Annotated in this window: 14 protein-coding genes and 1 pseudogene; 5 read left to right on the top strand and 10 right to left on the bottom strand. The window is 69.0% G+C overall.

The window, feature by feature from the left end:
• Positions 1-419: 419 nt before the first annotated feature.
• Positions 420-611: a hypothetical protein gene (locus EFK10_RS49510; RefSeq protein WP_240676982.1), complete on the bottom strand. Its 192-nt coding sequence runs from the start codon at positions 609-611 to the stop codon at positions 420-422.
• An 89-nt stretch (positions 612-700) separates the two neighbouring features.
• Here EFK10_RS49510 and EFK10_RS04460 point away from each other — a divergent pair.
• Positions 701-1,965: pseudogene (locus tag EFK10_RS04460) on the top strand (IS701 family transposase).
• Between the two features lie 161 nt (positions 1,966-2,126).
• Here the strand turns inward: EFK10_RS04460 and EFK10_RS04455 are convergent.
• Positions 2,127-2,846 (bottom strand): helix-turn-helix transcriptional regulator, encoded by a 720-nt coding sequence (locus EFK10_RS04455; protein WP_127354468.1) that lies wholly within the window; start codon positions 2,844-2,846, stop codon positions 2,127-2,129.
• A gap of 16 nt (positions 2,847-2,862) precedes the next feature.
• Positions 2,863-3,795, bottom strand: coding sequence for an alpha/beta hydrolase (locus EFK10_RS04450; RefSeq protein WP_127354467.1), 933 nt, complete (start codon positions 3,793-3,795; stop codon positions 2,863-2,865).
• Between EFK10_RS04450 and EFK10_RS49500 the strand changes: the two genes are divergently transcribed.
• Positions 3,785-4,231, top strand: coding sequence for a hypothetical protein (locus tag EFK10_RS49500; RefSeq protein ID WP_240676979.1), 447 nt, complete (start codon positions 3,785-3,787; stop codon positions 4,229-4,231). The two genes, EFK10_RS04450 and EFK10_RS49500, sit on opposite strands and share 11 nt — an antisense overlap.
• A gap of 5 nt (positions 4,232-4,236) precedes the next feature.
• On the opposite strand, the gene EFK10_RS49495 is transcribed toward EFK10_RS49500, so the two are convergent.
• From EFK10_RS49495 to EFK10_RS04440, 3 genes are all read right to left on the bottom strand, one after another.
• Positions 4,237-4,890 (bottom strand): hypothetical protein, encoded by a 654-nt coding sequence (locus tag EFK10_RS49495; protein ID WP_240676978.1) that lies wholly within the window; start codon positions 4,888-4,890, stop codon positions 4,237-4,239.
• Between the two features lie 166 nt (positions 4,891-5,056).
• The gene (locus EFK10_RS49490) at positions 5,057-5,419 is read right to left on the bottom strand and encodes a hypothetical protein (protein ID WP_240676977.1); all 363 of its coding nucleotides are present in this window, start codon (positions 5,417-5,419) and stop codon (positions 5,057-5,059) included.
• Between the two features lie 109 nt (positions 5,420-5,528).
• Complete coding sequence (locus EFK10_RS04440; protein ID WP_127354466.1) at positions 5,529-6,500, bottom strand: LacI family DNA-binding transcriptional regulator; 972 nt, start codon at positions 6,498-6,500, stop codon at positions 5,529-5,531.
• A gap of 92 nt (positions 6,501-6,592) precedes the next feature.
• Between EFK10_RS04440 and EFK10_RS04435 the strand changes: the two genes are divergently transcribed.
• From EFK10_RS04435 to EFK10_RS04425, 3 genes are all read left to right on the top strand, one after another.
• A complete protein-coding gene (locus tag EFK10_RS04435; protein ID WP_127354465.1) occupies positions 6,593-7,558 on the top strand; it encodes a ribokinase in 966 nt (321 codons plus the stop codon).
• A gap of 62 nt (positions 7,559-7,620) precedes the next feature.
• Positions 7,621-9,159 (top strand): purine-cytosine permease family protein, encoded by a 1,539-nt coding sequence (locus tag EFK10_RS04430; protein ID WP_127354464.1) that lies wholly within the window; start codon positions 7,621-7,623, stop codon positions 9,157-9,159.
• A gap of 66 nt (positions 9,160-9,225) precedes the next feature.
• Complete coding sequence (locus EFK10_RS04425) at positions 9,226-12,000, top strand: hypothetical protein (RefSeq protein ID WP_127354463.1); 2,775 nt, start codon at positions 9,226-9,228, stop codon at positions 11,998-12,000.
• 421 nt (positions 12,001-12,421) lie between these two features.
• On the opposite strand, the gene EFK10_RS04420 is transcribed toward EFK10_RS04425, so the two are convergent.
• From EFK10_RS04420 to EFK10_RS04410, 4 genes are all read right to left on the bottom strand, one after another.
• Complete coding sequence (locus tag EFK10_RS04420; protein ID WP_127354462.1) at positions 12,422-13,396, bottom strand: zinc-dependent alcohol dehydrogenase family protein; 975 nt, start codon at positions 13,394-13,396, stop codon at positions 12,422-12,424.
• A gap of 440 nt (positions 13,397-13,836) precedes the next feature.
• Positions 13,837-14,175 carry a hypothetical protein gene (locus EFK10_RS53065; protein ID WP_407647000.1) on the bottom strand — a complete coding sequence of 113 codons (339 nt, stop codon included), beginning with the start codon at positions 14,173-14,175 and terminating at the stop codon, positions 13,837-13,839.
• Positions 14,172-14,420: a hypothetical protein gene (locus EFK10_RS52540; protein ID WP_322973278.1), complete on the bottom strand. Its 249-nt coding sequence runs from the start codon at positions 14,418-14,420 to the stop codon at positions 14,172-14,174. The genes EFK10_RS53065 and EFK10_RS52540 overlap by 4 nt, the downstream gene beginning before the upstream one ends.
• A complete protein-coding gene (locus tag EFK10_RS04410; RefSeq protein ID WP_322973277.1) occupies positions 14,413-15,192 on the bottom strand; it encodes a Gfo/Idh/MocA family protein in 780 nt (259 codons plus the stop codon). Before EFK10_RS04410 ends, EFK10_RS52540 begins: the two co-directional genes overlap by 8 nt.
• Positions 15,193-15,987 lie beyond the last annotated feature (795 nt).

The raw sequence follows: 15,987 nt of genomic DNA, 5'->3' as shown, positions 1-15,987 counted from the left end.
GATTGGGCTGCGGTAATCTTTCCTGCCGTTGCCTTCCGGCTTCGACATGGAAAACATTACGCGAGAAATCCAGCCCCGGAAGTCGATTCTCCTTAGATATTGATGAATTGAATATGAGGCATCCTTAGGGGGCAAAATCGCAGGTCAAGAGCCATCTCATGCCCCACTGAACGACATAACCTTTCGTTAGTTGCAATTCCGGGATTCCCTCGTGACAAAACCCGGACAATGGCACAGGCCCCCACCCGTCTTACCGGGTGAGGGCCGGTGTCACACATCTCCGTCAGGACGGGGCGTCTGCGGGCGTGCTGGATCGAGATGCGTTTGGCGGTCGTGAAGGCGTCCACGGTGGCCTCTGCGTTCAGCCGGCTGACGCCGGACGCCCGCAGCAGCCGCAGGCCGTTGAAGCCGACGATGACTCATCGGTGGAGTCTTGCGCGTCGTCCCCGCGCCCGCGGGTTGTAGCCGGCCAGCATGGAGTTGATCCGGTAGACGCCGTTGCGGACCTTGGCCAACTCCAGGCTGCGCAGCGCGTACACGCTGCGGCGGCTGAGGTTGGGCAGCCGCTCCCCGCCCGGGGCCGGCGCGTGGCCGCCGCCCTTCTCTCGCATCGGTAACAACGCGTGCTCGCCTAGTAGTGCTTGGTCAGGTTGGCTGGGGTGAAGCGTGTCCTTCGGGTTCGGAGTGGCGTTGAGGGGGTGTGACTCCAGACGAGATCGTTGCGGTGCGTGGTGAGTTGGAGGATTTCGCGGCGGAGGTGTTCGAGCCGTTCGCGCGGACCGACCAGCGCCGGTGGGGGCAGGTCTAGCTGCGCGGGTTGCTGACCGACGGCAAGCGCAAGTCGGTCGAGCCGATGGCCGCCCGGCTCGGGGAGGACGGCAACCGCCAGGCCCTGGCACACTTCATCACCACCAGCCCGTGGGATCCGTCCCATATCCGGGCCCGGCTGGCCTGGAAGATGGAGGCGGCGGTCCGGCCGACCGCGCTGATCTTCGACGACACCGGGTTCCTCAAGGACGGCAACGCCTCGGCGTGCGTGTCACGGCAGTACACCGGCACCGCGGGCAAGGTCACCAACTGCCAGGTAGGCGTCTCGCTGCACCTGGCCTCGGACTACGCATCAGCGGCGGTGGACTGGGGGCTGTTCCTGCCGGGAACCTGGGACCCCACCTCGCCGAAAGCGGACCCGGACAAGGTCGCCCGCCGCACCGCCTGCGGCATCCCCGACGACGTCGGGCATGTGGAGAAGTGGCAGCTCGCCCTGGACATGGCCGATGAGACCCGCTCGTGGGGGATCGAGGTGCCGCTGGCCATCGCGGACGCCGGATACGGCGACGCCGCGGCCTTCCGGCTCGGACTGCAGCAGCGCGGGATGCACTACGTGGTGGGGATCTCCACCACGCTGTCGGCCCAGCCCGGGGAGGCGGTGCCGGTGGCCGAGCCATACTCCGGGCCCGGACGTCCGCCGGTGCCGAAGTACTCCGACCCACCCCGGTCGGTGAAACAGCTGGTCATCGCGGCGGGCCGGAAGGCCGCGCGGCCGGTCCAGTGGCGGGAGGGCTCCCGCCCGGCACAGGCCGCTCCGGCCGCAAGCGCATGTACTCGCGGTTCGTGGCCTTGCGGATCCGGCCCGCCGGACGCGAGATCCGGCAGGCCACCGACGGTCCGGAGCTGCCCGCGTGCCGGCTGCTGGCCGAGTGGCCCGCCGGCGAGCCCGAGCCGGTCCAGTTCTGGCTGTCCGACCTGCCTGCCGACACACCGTTGACCACCCTGGTCCGGCTCGCCAAGCTTCGCCGGCGCATCGAGCACGACTGCCGCGAGATGAAACAGGCCCTGGGCCTGGCCCACTTCGAAGGACGCACCTGGGGCGGCTGGCACCACCACGTCACCCTCGTCTCCGTCGCACACGCCTTTTGCCCCCTGCAAAGACTGGCCCGTGCCCCAAAAGACGCGGCGCCGGCCTGAGCCTCTACCAGGTCATCCGCGAGCTACAGACCCTCCTCGCGATCCGGACCGGCGCCTGCCCCACCTGCCACCGCGACATACCCACCCCGGTACCGACCTGACCAAGCACTACTAGTGCTGTGACCGGTAAGGTTCGCCGGGTTGGCGGTGCCGTCGGATCCTCATGGTGGGGGTGTGAGTGAAGCCAGCGCCATGGGCTGCACTGCACCGGCGGCGGCCGAGCCGAGCAGCAGTTCGGTCAGGTCATGGGGCTGCGCCTGCTCACCGGTTGGAGCCGCTGCTGCGATCCGGTCCAGCCGGAAGCCCCGGCCGGCCCGCCGTGTGCGGCACCAGGCGATGAGGTACCACCGGCCGTCGGCGGTGAGCAGTCCGGCCGGTTCCACTACGCGGTCGCTTTCGCGTCCGGCCGCATCGACGTAGGACAGCCGCAGCACCGTGTTTGTGGTGAGGGCCTGTTCCACTGCGGTGCGGACCGCGGAGTCGGTCCGTGACGGCAGCGCAACGATTCGTGCGGCGAGTTCCTGGGCCGCTGCCGAGGCGGGACCGGTCATCGAGACGGCGATCTTCTGGGCTGCCGTGCGGGCCGCACCGGCAAACGGGGCGGAGGCGTTGGCCGCGGCGAGCGCGGTGGCCAACGCCGAGGCCTCATCGACGGTGAACCGGATCGGGGGCATGGTCATCTCCGGGTCGATCGACCAGCCCCCGCCTCGCCCGGGTGTGGTGCGCACCGGGACACCGGCCTCCATCAGCGCCTGGAGGTCGCGCTGCACCGTGCGCGTGCTGACCTCGAATCGTGCGGCGAGCGCCGCGACCGTCAGCGGCCGCGGCGCCGCCGCGCGCAACTCTTCGACCAGTGCATAGAGCCGAGCAGTGCGGTTCATGCTGCCGACGCTACCGTCACGCTGTGGCCAGGAAGTCCCGCTCACGCCGCAGTTCCCGCTCAGTGATGGTCAGGGGGAACAGGGTGAAGCCGTGCATCGCGCCGGCGACGACGCCGAGCTGCGCGGGCGCACCTGCCGTCTGCCACCGTTGGGCCAGAAACAGTGAGTCGTCCAGCAGCGGATCCTCGGTGCCGACGACAATCCGGGCGGGTGGCAAGCCGGCCAGGTCGGCGAACAGGGGCGAGACCTCAGGGGCGCGGCGCTGCTCCGCCCCCATCTCTGGTGTGAACAGCTCATAGCTGCTCCGCACCGTGTCGGTATTGCTCAGCAGCCGCTTGGATCCAAACGATCGCTGGCTTGGTGTCATCGACAGGTCGTACGGGCCAAAGAGCAGGTGGGCCGCCCGGAACGCGCCGGTGATGCCGTGCCGGTCGCGAAGGCGCAGCAGCGTCATGACGCTCAGGTGGGCGCCGGCCGATTCGCCACCGATCAGCAGCCGTTGGGTACCGAACTCGGCTGCGGCGTGGTCCACGAGCCACCGGGCGGCGGCTTCGCAGTCGTCGGGTCCGGCGGGGAACGGGTGTTCCGGCGCGAGGCGGTACTCGATGCTCACCACGGCCAGCCGTGCCTGCTCGGCAAGGTGCCACAGCCTTTCATCCTGGCCGCCCGCAGAGCCGAACGCCCAGCCACCTCCGTGTATGTGCAGGTATACGCCGTCGACGTGGTCTGGCACGAAGGCCCGGACTTTCACCCCGGCCGCAACGACGCGGTCTTGGCCCTGCGGCAGTCTCACCGGTGGCGTGTTGCCACCGAGCCGGTTACGCCGCAGGGTTGCCAGCACGGTTGCGTCCGGCGTTTCCCCGCGAGTTGGGCGGCTCGCGGCAGTGGCCTCGAATTGCTCGTTGAATGCCAGGGTCTCGGCGAGGCAGTCCTCATCGGTGATCGTCATGCTGTCGACAGTCGCACCTGTTCGCGACAACGTCCTGTCACCGTTTCCTGGTGAGCTGCGTCACAGCCCTGTCGCGCTACCAACCATCCCCGATGGCGGTGACGTTGCCGGCGTCGTCGTAGGAGTAGTTGAGCTCCTGCAGTTCGTAGGCGTGGGTCTGGTCGGTGACGGCCGACTGCTTGAGGCGGTCGGTGCCGGCCTCGTAGTCGTTGCTGATGTAAGCCTTCAGGGTGCCGGCGGCGGAGGTGCCCAGGGTCAGCTGGGAGGTCTGGCCGAGGTCGGTGTAGCTGGCGCCGAGCAGATAACTGCTGCTGCCCTGGACGGTGGTGGGCAGACCGACCGCGTCGTGGCTGGTGCTGATGATCTCGGCGCTGAGGCCCGCGGCGGCAGGTTCGGAGGTGTTCTGCTGGGTGCCGTCGAGGTTGTAGGCCGCTGAGACACTCAGCGTGGAGGCGACGGCGCCGGAGGTGACCAGGGGTGGGTGGCCGGCAGGAGAAGCTGGGTGGTGGTGGCCCGGTAGAGGTCGTCGTAGGCGGTGACCTTGTGGGTGTAGGCCGTGCCCGTCGTGCCGCCGACGTAGCTGATGGAGTCGTCCAGATGGCCCTTGGCCAGGGTGTCGTAGTCGAAGTGGGCGACCTCGTTGGCATCGGACCTAGACGTCTGCCACTGGTCGGTCTTGCGGCCGAGCGTGTCGTACCCGTACAGCAGCGTGCTGCCGCGTGAGTCGGTGGTGTAGTCGACCTGGTCCAGGTCGGTGTAGTGGGTGGCGGTGGTGCCCTTGTCCGGGTCGGTCGCCGAGGTCTGGCGGCCGAACAGGTCATAGGAGTACGACCACCGGGCGCCGTCCGGGCCGGTGACGGTATCTGACAGGCCGTCGCGGGTGTAGCTGAACTTCGTCGAGGTGTAGGCGGTCCCGACGCCCGCGCCGTAGCCGGTGTCGGCCGGGGAGGTGCCGGAGTAGTCACGGCGTTCGGTGGTGCGGCCCAGGGCGTCGGTGATGGTCCGAGTGGCCGAGCCGCCCGCCTGCACGGTGGTGGCCGTGGAGTCACCGGTATAGCTGGTGGTGGTCGTCGACCCCTTCTTGACGCCATACACATACAGGGTGCTGGCGATAGGCCGCTCCGCACCGTCGAAGACGATGTCGGTCTGCTGCGGTGCCCCGCTCCGTCCACCCCCGCATAGGTGCTGGACGGAGCGGAGGAGTCCGAGGCCTCCGCGTACGTCTCGTAGGCCAGACCGCGGCTGTCGTAGCAGGTGTCGGTCAGGACCCGGCCGCCGTTGGGGTCCGGGGACTGCGTCTGCAACGCCGCAGCAGCGAGTCGTAGATGGTGTAGGTGGTGTTGTAGACACCGTTACCCCGGATGCTGGAGGTGGAGGTCCAGGACCGGGCGCCGCTGGTGACGGAGTAGGCGTAGGTGTAGTTCGCGCTCTGGCCGCCGCCTTTGGAGCGGTTCGGCAGCCAGACCGCCGTCACCCGGCCCAGCGCGTCGTAGGTCGACTCGGTGAGCTTGATGTTGGCGTCGAAGACCTGCAGCGCGTAGCGCGGGTCGAGTGTTGGCGACTCATGCGGAGCGCGGCGCAGGTGCTGGTTGTCGCTGCGGCCCGGCGGGCTGAGACGGAGCAAGGCCCTCGGCAAGCGGCGTGCGGGCGGGACAGCCGGGTCGCAGTGAGACAGCCGGCGGCGGGCCTCGGACGGTGTTGCACCGCTGCCGCCCGAGCGGCCGGGTTCGCGCTCAGCCGCTCGAACCGCGTATCACGAGCTCGGGTTCCAGAACGACATCACCGCTGCCGCCGCAGAGGAGGGCGAGGGAGGCCTCGACCATGCGCTCGGCGGTCGAGCCAAGGGTCGTGAGCCCCGGCGCGGCCGTGTCGGAGATGTATGTGCCGTCGAAGCTCGTGATCGCGTAGTCCGTGGGCACGCTTTTGCCGGCGTGCTGAAGCGCCGTCAGCAGTCCGAGCGCGACGATGTCGGCGGTGCAGATGATCGCGTCCGTGTCGCCGGGGTCCGCGAGCAGGAGCTTCGCCGCATCGATGCCGCTCGCGACCGTGAAGCTCGGCATGTCCAGAACCCGGTCGCCCGGCCCGGCGAGCGCGCGGAACGCCGCTGTGCGCTCGATGCTCGACGACGAGTCCTCTTGGGCGTCGACCATCAGGATGCTGCGGCGGCCCCGCGCCCGCAGATGATCCACGAGCAGGCGCACCCCCGCCGCATTGTCGAGCCGCACCGACGGCGCCTCGACGCCCCGCGCGCGACGGTCCACCTGCACGACACGATGGGACCGCGCGAGCTCCGCGATCGCCGCGCCGCTCCGCTCGAACGCCGCAGGCACCACCAGCACCGCATCCACCAGCGCGCGATCCATGGCGCCGAGCTGACGCTGCTCGATCTCCGGACTCTCGTCCGTGTCGATCGTCACCAGCCGCTTGCCCTGAAGATCGAGGCGACGCGAGTACGCCGACACCAGTTCCGCGAAGTACGCGTTTGCGATCGCCGGAACGACAACCGCCAAGGAATCCGTCGACTGAAGCCGCAGCGCCCGCGCCGCCGCGTTCACCTTGTAGCCCAGCTCGTCGCACGCGTTTCGCACCCGCAGCGCCAGCTCCGGATCGACATTGCGCTGAACACCGGACAGCACACGGCTCGCCGTCGGCACCGACACCCCCGCGCGCAACGCCACGTCCTTCAAGCCGATGCGTGCGCCCATCCTGATCCCCTCCAGCTCATGCTTCTCGATGCTAGCAGGGTGATCGCAACGACTTGTTGACGCGGCAGGGGCTGACGTGCTTAGGTTCGGAAATGCATTTCCCAGCCACGGTACCGCATGACCGCCCGCAGCAGGACCCGGCGGGCGGCGGGGGTGTGCTCGTCATCGGATCCGTGAACCTCGACCTCGGCTACACGCTGCCGCGCCTGCCTCGCGATGGCGAGACGATCCACACGACCGGGCGATTCCAGGCGGGCGGAGGCAAGGGCGCGAACCAGGCGCTCGCCGCCCGTCACCTCGGCGCCGACGTCACCCTGCTCGCCTCCGTCGGCCGCGACGCCGAGCATGCCCTCGCCGACCTCGCCGCCGCGGGCGTCGACCTCGGCGCGGTGATCCGTCACGACGACGCCGCGACCGGAACCGCCGTGCTGCTCATCGGCCCCGACGACAACTGCATCGTTGTCGACGCGGGAGCCAACGACCTGCTGCAGCCCGAGCATGTCCGCGCGCTCGCCGCGGACACCCCGCCGCCTGCCGTCGTCGTCACCAACCACGAGGTGCCCGCCCCCGTCGTGGAGGCAACGCTGCGCGCCTACGCGGGCCGGGCACGCGTGCTCCTCAACCCGTCACCTGCCCGCGCGCTCAGCCCCGAACTGCTCGCGCTCGTCGACGTGCTCGTCCTCAACGAAGGTGAACTCGCCGATCTGCTTGCCCTCGACCCGCCCCCGGCCACCCCCGACGCTGTCGCCGCTGTCCTCAAGCGCTCCGGCCTGGGCGACAGTCTCGTCACGCTCGGCGCCGGCGGCGTTGTCGTCCTCGAGCAGGGCACCACGACGCATGTGCCCGCATTCCGTGTCGATGCGATCGACACGGTCGGCGCCGGCGACGCGTTCCTCGGCGCGCTCGCCGCCTCCCTCGCCGACGGGGTACCGCTCCGCCCCGCAGCCACACGCGCGTCCGCCGCGGCCGCGATCGCGGTAACCGCGCACGGCGCACGTGGGGCCGAACTGACCCCGGACGCAGTCGACGCGATCCTCCAACGCGAACCGGCCGGCTGACCCAACGACTTCCCCGAACTCATCCACCCCCGGCACCGCCACACATCGAAAGGCACACGTCCATGAGCAGTGCGGCTCAGCAAGGGCGCAGAGGCACCACCGTCGAATCGAACGGCGTCAACCCCGTTCCCGATGCCGAACGGCGCGGGAAGCCGGGCGGCCTGTTCGCCGTCTGGTTCGCCTGGAACATCTCGATCCTCGGCATCAGCTACGGCATCTTCGTCTTCGGCCTCGGCCTGAACGTCTGGCAGACGATCATCGCTGGGACCATCGGCTACCTGGCCTCGTCCGCACTCGTCGGCATCCTCGCCGTCGGCGGGCCCCGCACGGGACTGCCGACCCTCACCCAGACGCGTTTCGCGTTCGGCACGAAGGGCAACAGGATCCCCGCGTTCTTCGCGTACCTGTCCAACATGGGCTGGAAGGTGACAATCATCACCCTGGCCTCGACCACCGGCGCGAAGCTGTTCGCCAAGCTGTGGCCGTCGGCGTTCGCCAACACGGACGGGTCGAGCGCGACGTTCACCATCGTGCTGTGGTTCGTGCTCGTGCTCGCCGTGACAATGACGGTGTCCGTCCTCGGCCACGAGTTCATCATGAAACTCGAGGTCTGGATCTCGTGGGTGACCGGCATCATGACGGTCGCGTTCCTCGGATTCGTGGTGCCTCAGATCCAGTGGGCTCACCTCGGTGACACCCCTGCGGGCGGACCGCTCGTGTTCGTCGGCGGCATCGTGATGGCGATGACCCTCGTCGGCCTCGGCTTCCTCAACTACGGCGGCGACTTCGCCCGCTACCTCCCGCGCGACACCCCGGCGCGCGGCGTGATCAGATGGACGGTCGCCGGGCTCAGCCTGCCCGTCGTCATCCTCCTCATCGTCGGCGCGCTCCTCGTCGGCGGAGACCCGAAGCTCGGCGGCGCCACCGCGTCCGACCCGATCGGCGCGCTCACCGCGCTCCTGCCAATGTGGTTCTTCGTCCCGTTCTCCATCGTGATCGTCATCTCGCTCGTCTCGGCCGCAGTCACCGGCATGTACAGCTCCGGCCTGGCGCTCATGGCGGTCGGCGTGCCGCTGCGCCGCTCCGTGACGACCATGATCAACGCGATCATCATCGCGGCGGGCGCCTTCTACCTGCTGTTCATCTCCACCTCGTTCCTGGCGACGTTCCAGTCGTTCCTGTCGCTCATCGCCGTGATGATGGGCACGATGGGCGGCATCCAGCTCGTCGACTTCATCCGGCAGCGCCGCGCGGGCTGGAACACCGACATGGCGAATCCGCGCGGCCACGGTGGCCGCGACGGGCGCTGGACAGCGATTCTGAGCCTGATCATCGGAACCGTCGTCGGCCTCGGCCTCGTGACGAGCGCCGACCCGAACTTTGGGAAGATCACCGGATTCCTCCTCACCGAGAGCGGCCGAACCGGTGTGTTCGGGTCGAGCGGGCTCGGCATCGTCATCGCCATGGTGCTCGGCGCCGCGCTCTACGCGATCCTCACGTTCGGACTCCGGCTGGACCCGGAGCCCGACTACTCGCTCGTGACCGCAGGAGACGCCGCTCGCAGGGAGGGCAGGCCTGCGGTCGACTCCACCGAACGCTGATCGCTGACCGTACTGGTGGCGGCGGGGCCCGCGTAGGCCTCGCCGCCATTCGAGGAGCTGACACCCTTGTCCGCACGTGAGACCGCGCTCCAGCGATTCCGGAACCCGGACCCGTGGCATGCGCCTGCCGCCTACTGGTTCTGGCATCGGCTGCCCGACATGGACACCATCCGCGCCCAGGTGCGGCAGATGCACGACGCCGGGATCCGGAGCTTCCAGGTGCAGGCGCGGCTGTCCTACCCGATCGAGGGTTACCTGGACGACGACTACCTCGCCGCGTGCCGCGTCGCCGTCGAGACGGCCGCCGGGCTCGGAATGATCGTCGGCATCTACGACGACTACAACTGGCAGACCGGTCACGCCGCAGGCCGCGCCGTGACCGGGTACGACGAGCTGCGCGAACGGCACCTCTTCTGGGTGCGCATCCCCGCGGGCGCGAGCGACGGCGCCCTCAGCGGGATCCGGTCGGCGACGGAGAACCTCGGCCCGGCCGCGATGGACTGGCACTACGAGGGCGGCGTCGTTGCCTGGGCCGACTGGCGGGTCGAGTACGCGCTTGTCACGGAAGGGGAGCAGGGCACGGCCGCTGAGCGGCCCGAGTTCGTCGACCGAGTGGACGGCGTGGCCGACGGGTGCCGTGTCCGCCTTGTCGAGCCCGTACCCGACGACGCGGCGGCTATCGTGTTCGTCTCCGCCCGTTGCGCGACCTCCCGGCTGGTGAACCCCGTCGATCCGGTCGCGGTCGATCGCTTCGTCGAGGCCGGCTACCAGCCCTTCGCCGAAGCGCTCGGCGACTTCTTCGGCGGCACCGTCGCCTACATGTTCTTCGACCAGCCCCACGCCGTGTACTACGACTGGGCGGAGCGCACAGGAGACCTGCGTTCCGCGATGCCCTTCCACGAAAGCCTGGCCGTCTCGATCCGGGAACGCTGGGGCGACCGGACTCCCCAGGTGCTCGCCGCTGTGCTCGACGGGGACGACCCGGAGAGGCTGAGCCTTCGCGCCCAGTTCTACGAGCACTTCAGCGGCTACGCGATGGAGACCTTCCTCGGTCGGCTGCGCACCTGGAGCCACGCCCACGGCCTGCGTCAGTCCGGCCATGAAGTCCTCGGGCACGTCGGCGGCTGGGCGCTCGACACCGCGTTCGCGAACTGGGATCTGCGGGTGAACTTCGGGCTCGACCACTTCGGCGTAGACGGCTACCGCGACCTCACCGCGGTAGATGCGCAGGACGCCCTGGTGCAGCTCAGCCCCGTGTTCGGCGACTCGGTCGCCCGCCACCACGGTCGCAGCGGGACGATGGTCGAGCAGTACTTCCTCACCCCGCCCGAGGGCGGGACCCCGTGGTCCGGCCACTGGGGGCTCAGCCTGCAGGAGCTGCGCACAACGGCGATCAACCACCATCTGCAGGGCATGCGGCAGATGATCTTCCACGGCTTCTATCAGACGCACGGCCACGGCGACGATCACGAGTCGCTGCGGAACCCGCGCTTCGACTTCCCCCCGGGCATCAATTTCGAGCCGTGGTTCGCCGATCACCATCTGCGGTTCGCGCTCGAGAGCGCGCGGCTGAGCGAGTTCCTCGAGCCGGTGTCACCGCAGAGCGATGTGGCGGTCCTTTACCCGTTGCGCACAGTCTGGACGGCGGGGCAGCTCGGCGAGCAGGCGTCGGCGATGGGCGAGTGGGCGCGCGCGCTCACCGAGTCCCGGGTGGGCTTCCACCTTGTGGACGAACGCGATCTCGAGGCCGCCGTCGTGGAGGACGGCGCGGTGCGCTTCGGGGACCGCCGGTACCGGGCGCTCGTACTTCCCGCCGTGACGACGCTGCGCTCGGCCGCATCGCTGCGCCGGCTTCGCCGCCTGGCCGAGGCGGGGGTACGGGTGCTCGCCAGCGGCGCGACGCCCGTTGTCTACCAGGAGGGCCCGCAGACCGCCGCTGAGGACTGGACAGGGCTCGCCCCGGCCGTGGAGGTCTTCGGCTCGGTCCCCGAGGAGGCGGTCCTGCGCGGGCTCGTCGCGCCGTGCGAGCGGACTGTGCCGACGCTACGCGTGCCTGCGGGCTCGGCGGTGCGCTGGCGCGGCGGCCCGGACGGGACCGACGGCTTCCGCTTCGCTTGCTTCGCCGAGGCCGAGGGGACTGCGGAGCTCCTGCTGCCCGACGGGCCCTGGCAGCTTGAGGACTGGGTGGCCGCCGACGGCACCGTGCGCACCCTCGACGCGGCCGAGGGTGAGGTCGTCCTGCGGCTGGAACGGAACGCGCTGCGCCTGCTGCGGGTGAGCAGGGGCGCAGAGCCTGCTTCCGGGTGGGTGGACGCCGTCGAGGGTTCTGAGGTCGCGGCCGGTCACGGCATGTCGGAATGGTCGGCGCCGGAGGTCCTCGAGTCCGGCTGGCTGCTCGAGATCCCCGAGGACGCGTACGAGGAGGCCGGTACCCGCCGCGACATCGCGGTGACCTGCGGCTGGGAGCGGCAGGACCTTTCGACGTTCGCGGGCACCGCTGACTATGTGCGGCAGATCCAGCTCGACGCGCCGGTCCCTCTGGAGCTGATGCTCCCAGCCGTCGCCGGAGCTGTGCTCGTGTCCGTGAACGGCGTGCGCGTGGGGGAGCGCGCCTGGTCGCCGTACCGGATCAGGATCCCGGCCGACGCCCTGCGGCCCGGGCGGAACCAGCTCCGCATCCGGATCGCGCCGTCGGCGGCCAACCGCTACTACGCCGGGACCGGGCTCCGCGCCGAGCCCGAGCCGTGCGGGCTGCTCGCGCCGCCGCTGCTGCGCCACGCGCTCGCGGCTCCGGACGGTCCCGGCTCCGGCCCCCGCCTGCCCCCGATCGCGGAAGGCTGACCCCCGGGACTCTGTCGCCCGATTCGGGAAGGGCGCGAAGTCGATCACCGCGACCTGCACCTTTGCGCATCGCCGCTGGTGCCGGTCGACGCCTTCCGCTGGTCACCTGAATCGGGCGACAGAGTCCCCCGGGTGCCGAAAACCCCATCCATGGCCTGTGACCTGTAGGTTCTCGGGAACGGAGTCTTCGGCGTTTCCGTTCCCTGGGGTGAATCGTCAGCCGATTTTGTACTGGATGGTGAATAACTCGAACCAAAGGTATCCACGGGCGGGGCGGGCACCTGTCCTGTCCGAAGCCCGGTGCCCCGGGTAACGGCAGCTCGGCGGGTGCACTGGAAGAGGTTGGGGAGATCGGGGGGCGAGCTCGACGTCCGGGCTGTGGCCACCCGCCTGCCGCCTCGGTGCTGTGCCGTGACGACGGCTACACGCGGTGGGGGTTGAAGTCCAGGAGGACCTTTCCGTTCTTCTGCAGGTAGGCGAGGGCTTCGGCGAAGTCCTTGGCCTTGTAAATGGGGGCGCAGGGCAACGTGAGCTTTCCCTCGGCGACCAGCCGCGCGGACTCCGCGCTGAGGTCCGGATGACGGGGCAGGTACTCGTCCTGGTACATCCAGAACTCCGCTGTGGTTATGTTCTTCGCCTTCAGCACGTTCTGGTCGGGCGTGAAGGGCTCGCCGCTCATGTAGCCGTAGATCACCAGCAGGGCGCCTTCGGTCAGCACGTCCAGCAGGAGCGAGGTGGCCTGTCCGCTGACGCCGTCCAGCCCGAGCAGCACGGGATCGTTGCCCATGGTCACACGCACGCGCGTGGCCACGTCGGGGGAGTCGATCAGCACGATGTCGGCGCCGAGTTCCTGGAGTTCGGTGACGAGTTCCTCGCGGCGGACGATGTTGATCGTGCGAAGCCCGCGCTCCTTGGCGAAGGCGATGACGGACCGGCCGACCCCGCTGTTCGCCGCGTTCTGCACCACCCAGGAGCCGGCCGGAAGGTCACGCGACTCCACCAGCAGACCTGCGGTGGTGGGGTTTATGGTGAGCATCGCCGCCTGGTCAAGGCTGATGGACTTGTCCACGGCGGTCAGCTTCGCGGCCTCCGCCAGGACCAGTTCGGACCAGGCGAAGGTACCGAAGGGAAGCAGGACCGTGTCGCCGGGGCGGATGTGAGTGACGCCCGGTCCGACGGCCAGGACCGTGCCGGCTCCCTCATTGCCGATGACGCTGGGCAGTTCGGGGCGAACTGGATAGATGCCCTGCGCCAAGAGCAGGTCGTGGTGGTCGAGCGGGGCGTACTCGACCTGGATCAGCACCTGCCCGGCAGCAGGAGCCGGAGGCTCGGGAACGTCCACGACCTTCAGGCTCTGCTCCGGCTCCCCGAACTGGGTGAGCTGAATTGCGAGCATGGAACTCGTCTCCTTGCAGCGAGTGCGGACGAAGAACGGGGCGAGCCGCTTCCTCGGCCTCCGCGCCACAGGCCCTTGCCGTTGGAGGGTCCCGGGGCGCGGTCTGCCTCAGGCGTCTGAAGTGACCGCCTAGTGCTCGGGGTCAAAGCGAAGGAAGCAAGTACGGCAGCCGTGGCGAAGCCGAGCGCCACGTATCACGAGTGCTGGAGCAGAGTCAGGTCTGCCACCATGGAGGCGTTGCCGAGCAGGGACGAGCATGCGGGCTGCCCGGCACCGGCTCGTGCAGCGACGGCGGTGTGTTCAGCCTGCCGAGAGCTGCAAAGAAATCTGCGCGCCTCCGCTCCTCAAGTGACCCACAGCCACCTGCCGATACCCTCGCCGACGGGAGTCTTCGGCATTTCCACCCCGAGGATTGCTACACTCATTCGATTTTGTACCTACTAGTAAATAACTCGGACTGGGGTAACGCAACCGGCAGGGGTGCGCCTGCCATGCGCCCCGCCCGAAGCCAAAAACGGCAGCCCGTTCCCAAGGCGCACGCGGTGGGCCTGGAGGCCATTGAGTAGGCCCTTGGCGTCCCGATGCGGGCAATTGGCCGTTGACACTCGGCTGCCGCCGCCTGGCCGGCCTCGATGGCCATTTGACGCAGCCGGGAGGCCAATGGACTGAGGCCGGTAAGCGCTGAAGGGCGGAGACCGGTGCGGAACGACCGTGACCTCGATGTTCCGCTCCCGGCAGGCCGAGGCGATCTCCGAGCCGGTGAAGCCCCCGCCGATCACCAGCACTCACCCGGCGCGGCCCGGCGGCCGATCCGTGCCGCGTCCCGGACCTGTTCCAACATGCGGTGCCGTCGGACGGCGTGCAGGAAGTCGGGAACGCCGTCCGTGTCCGGCGCGAGGCGCCCGGTGATCTGCTCGCGCAGAAGCGCGTACTGGTGGACGACGTTGTAGGAGGGCTCGGCGGTTCGCTCGGTCCACTGCGTCAGCGACCGCTCGTAGTGGAGGGGAACCGAAAGTTCAGTCAACGTGCCGTCGCTTCCCCGGGCGCCGTACAGCCGCAGACGCCCCGACCACCACTGAGCCTGATCGGCCTTGACGACGAGATCGCCCTCCGTGCCGTTGATCTCCCAGTGAAACCCGGTAGCACGGGACGTTCCGCCGCGGAAGTGCATCGCGGCCATGGCCCCCGACTTGAACGGCGATTTGGTCCTCGGCACTCTTGGCCGCGACCGCCCCGCTCGTCACATGGGTGACCTCGGGACGCAGGTTCTCGATGCGAGCCGACACCTCGCGGAACTCCCCGAGCACCATGGTCAGCGCGTCGACCGAGTGCCCGAAGGGGATCGACAGCAAAGTGGCACCGCTCCTGACGTCCAGCAGGTACGCATGACTGTCGTCGTACGTGGCGCCCCAGCCCCCGCCTGACCCGAGCATGCTGGTCGACAGCACCCGCCCCGCGTAGCCCTCGGCGACCAGGTCCCGCAGATACCGAAGCGGCGGAGCCGATCGGGCCTGCAGACCGACGGCCGTCAGCAACCCCCTGCGGTGCGCACGGGCGGCCAGTTCCTCGGCCTGTGCGAGATCGGCACCGAGTGGCCACTCGCTGAACACCATCTTCCCCGCCTCGATCGCAGGTCGGATGAGTTCCAGATGCTGCGGAACCCTCACCGTCACGACCACGAGATCGACTTCCTCACAGCGGGCCAGCTCCTCTGCACTGCTGAAGGTCAGCGGCACCGCGTACTTCTCACCGGCCGCCCGCGCAGACTCGCTGCTGCTGGCGCTGAGAGCCCGCAACTCGTATCCGTCGAGCCGGCCAAGGCCGGCACATGGGCGGTGGCCGCCCACCCGCCGCTCGCGCTCAGACCCACAACACCGACGCGAATCGGCTCCTGACGAGGGGAAGCGGACGTCATGTGTACACCCCGCTGGTTCCCGGTTCGCGTGCTCTCTCACGTGAAGCCCTCCCCGGCACTCCCCATGCCAGCGTCTGAACGACCAGCAGCCATGTGGGACGCGGCCTTGAGAGGCACTCGATCCGGGGCCAGTTCCCGTCGCGATTTTCGGCTCGATCGGTGGGATCAGCACCACACCCCCATATCTACTCTGTCCCTTCTCGGTCCGCGCGCTGGGCGCACCGCCAGGTCATGGTTGACGGTGGGCCTGGACAACATCAGTGATTTCACGGGGTAAGTTCACTTTGACGTTGCGGAGGGGGATGCTGTTGGTCCGCTGGACGACCTGGATCCAGCCGTCCAAATCGAAGGTGAACGTCGACTCCGCGACGAAGCCCCCGGTACTGGCCGCCGCAGCCTGGGCGACGAGCTTGGCCCCCGATCTCCGCTACCGCCTGATCCGATGCAGCCGCCGAGCGGCCGTTTTCTGAGGCCCCATGCTTCGGGCCCAGCGCCCGGCAGGCGCACCCCGCCTGCACACCTCCCCCGTCCGAGTTATTATCAATCCAGTACAAAACCGGATAAGTGAACCATCTCTAAGCTTGTTGTTTAACCTCGCTGTGGATTCCACTCGGTGAACGGGTGACTCTGCGTGGACAACACGAACGACCGCCCCTCACGCTTCGAGATGTTGAGT

It is taken from the genome of Streptomyces soli (genome assembly GCF_003999195.1).
Taxonomy (GTDB): domain Bacteria; phylum Actinomycetota; class Actinomycetes; order Streptomycetales; family Streptomycetaceae; genus Actinacidiphila; species Actinacidiphila soli.
Note: the sequence above shows the minus strand (reverse complement) of the source record. Positions and strands in the feature narration are given on the sequence as shown.

Bases quoted from the DNA above. Each gene is read 5' to 3' on its own strand.
- EFK10_RS04440 (WP_127354466.1), bottom strand. From the start codon at position 6,500: ATGGGCGCACGCATCGGCTTGAAGGACGTGGCGTTGCGCGCGGGGGTG.
- EFK10_RS04420 (WP_127354462.1), bottom strand. From the start codon at position 13,396: ATGCTCGCAATTCAGCTCACCCAGTTCGGGGAGCCGGAGCAGAGCCTG.
- EFK10_RS04450 (WP_127354467.1), bottom strand. From the start codon at position 3,795: ATGACGATCACCGATGAGGACTGCCTCGCCGAGACCCTGGCATTCAAC.
- EFK10_RS04435 (WP_127354465.1), top strand. From the start codon at position 6,593: ATGCATTTCCCAGCCACGGTACCGCATGACCGCCCGCAGCAGGACCCG.
- EFK10_RS49510 (WP_240676982.1), bottom strand. From the start codon at position 611: ATGCGAGAGAAGGGCGGCGGCCACGCGCCGGCCCCGGGCGGGGAGCGG.
- EFK10_RS04430 (WP_127354464.1), top strand. From the start codon at position 7,621: ATGAGCAGTGCGGCTCAGCAAGGGCGCAGAGGCACCACCGTCGAATCG.
- EFK10_RS04455 (WP_127354468.1), bottom strand. From the start codon at position 2,846: ATGAACCGCACTGCTCGGCTCTATGCACTGGTCGAAGAGTTGCGCGCG.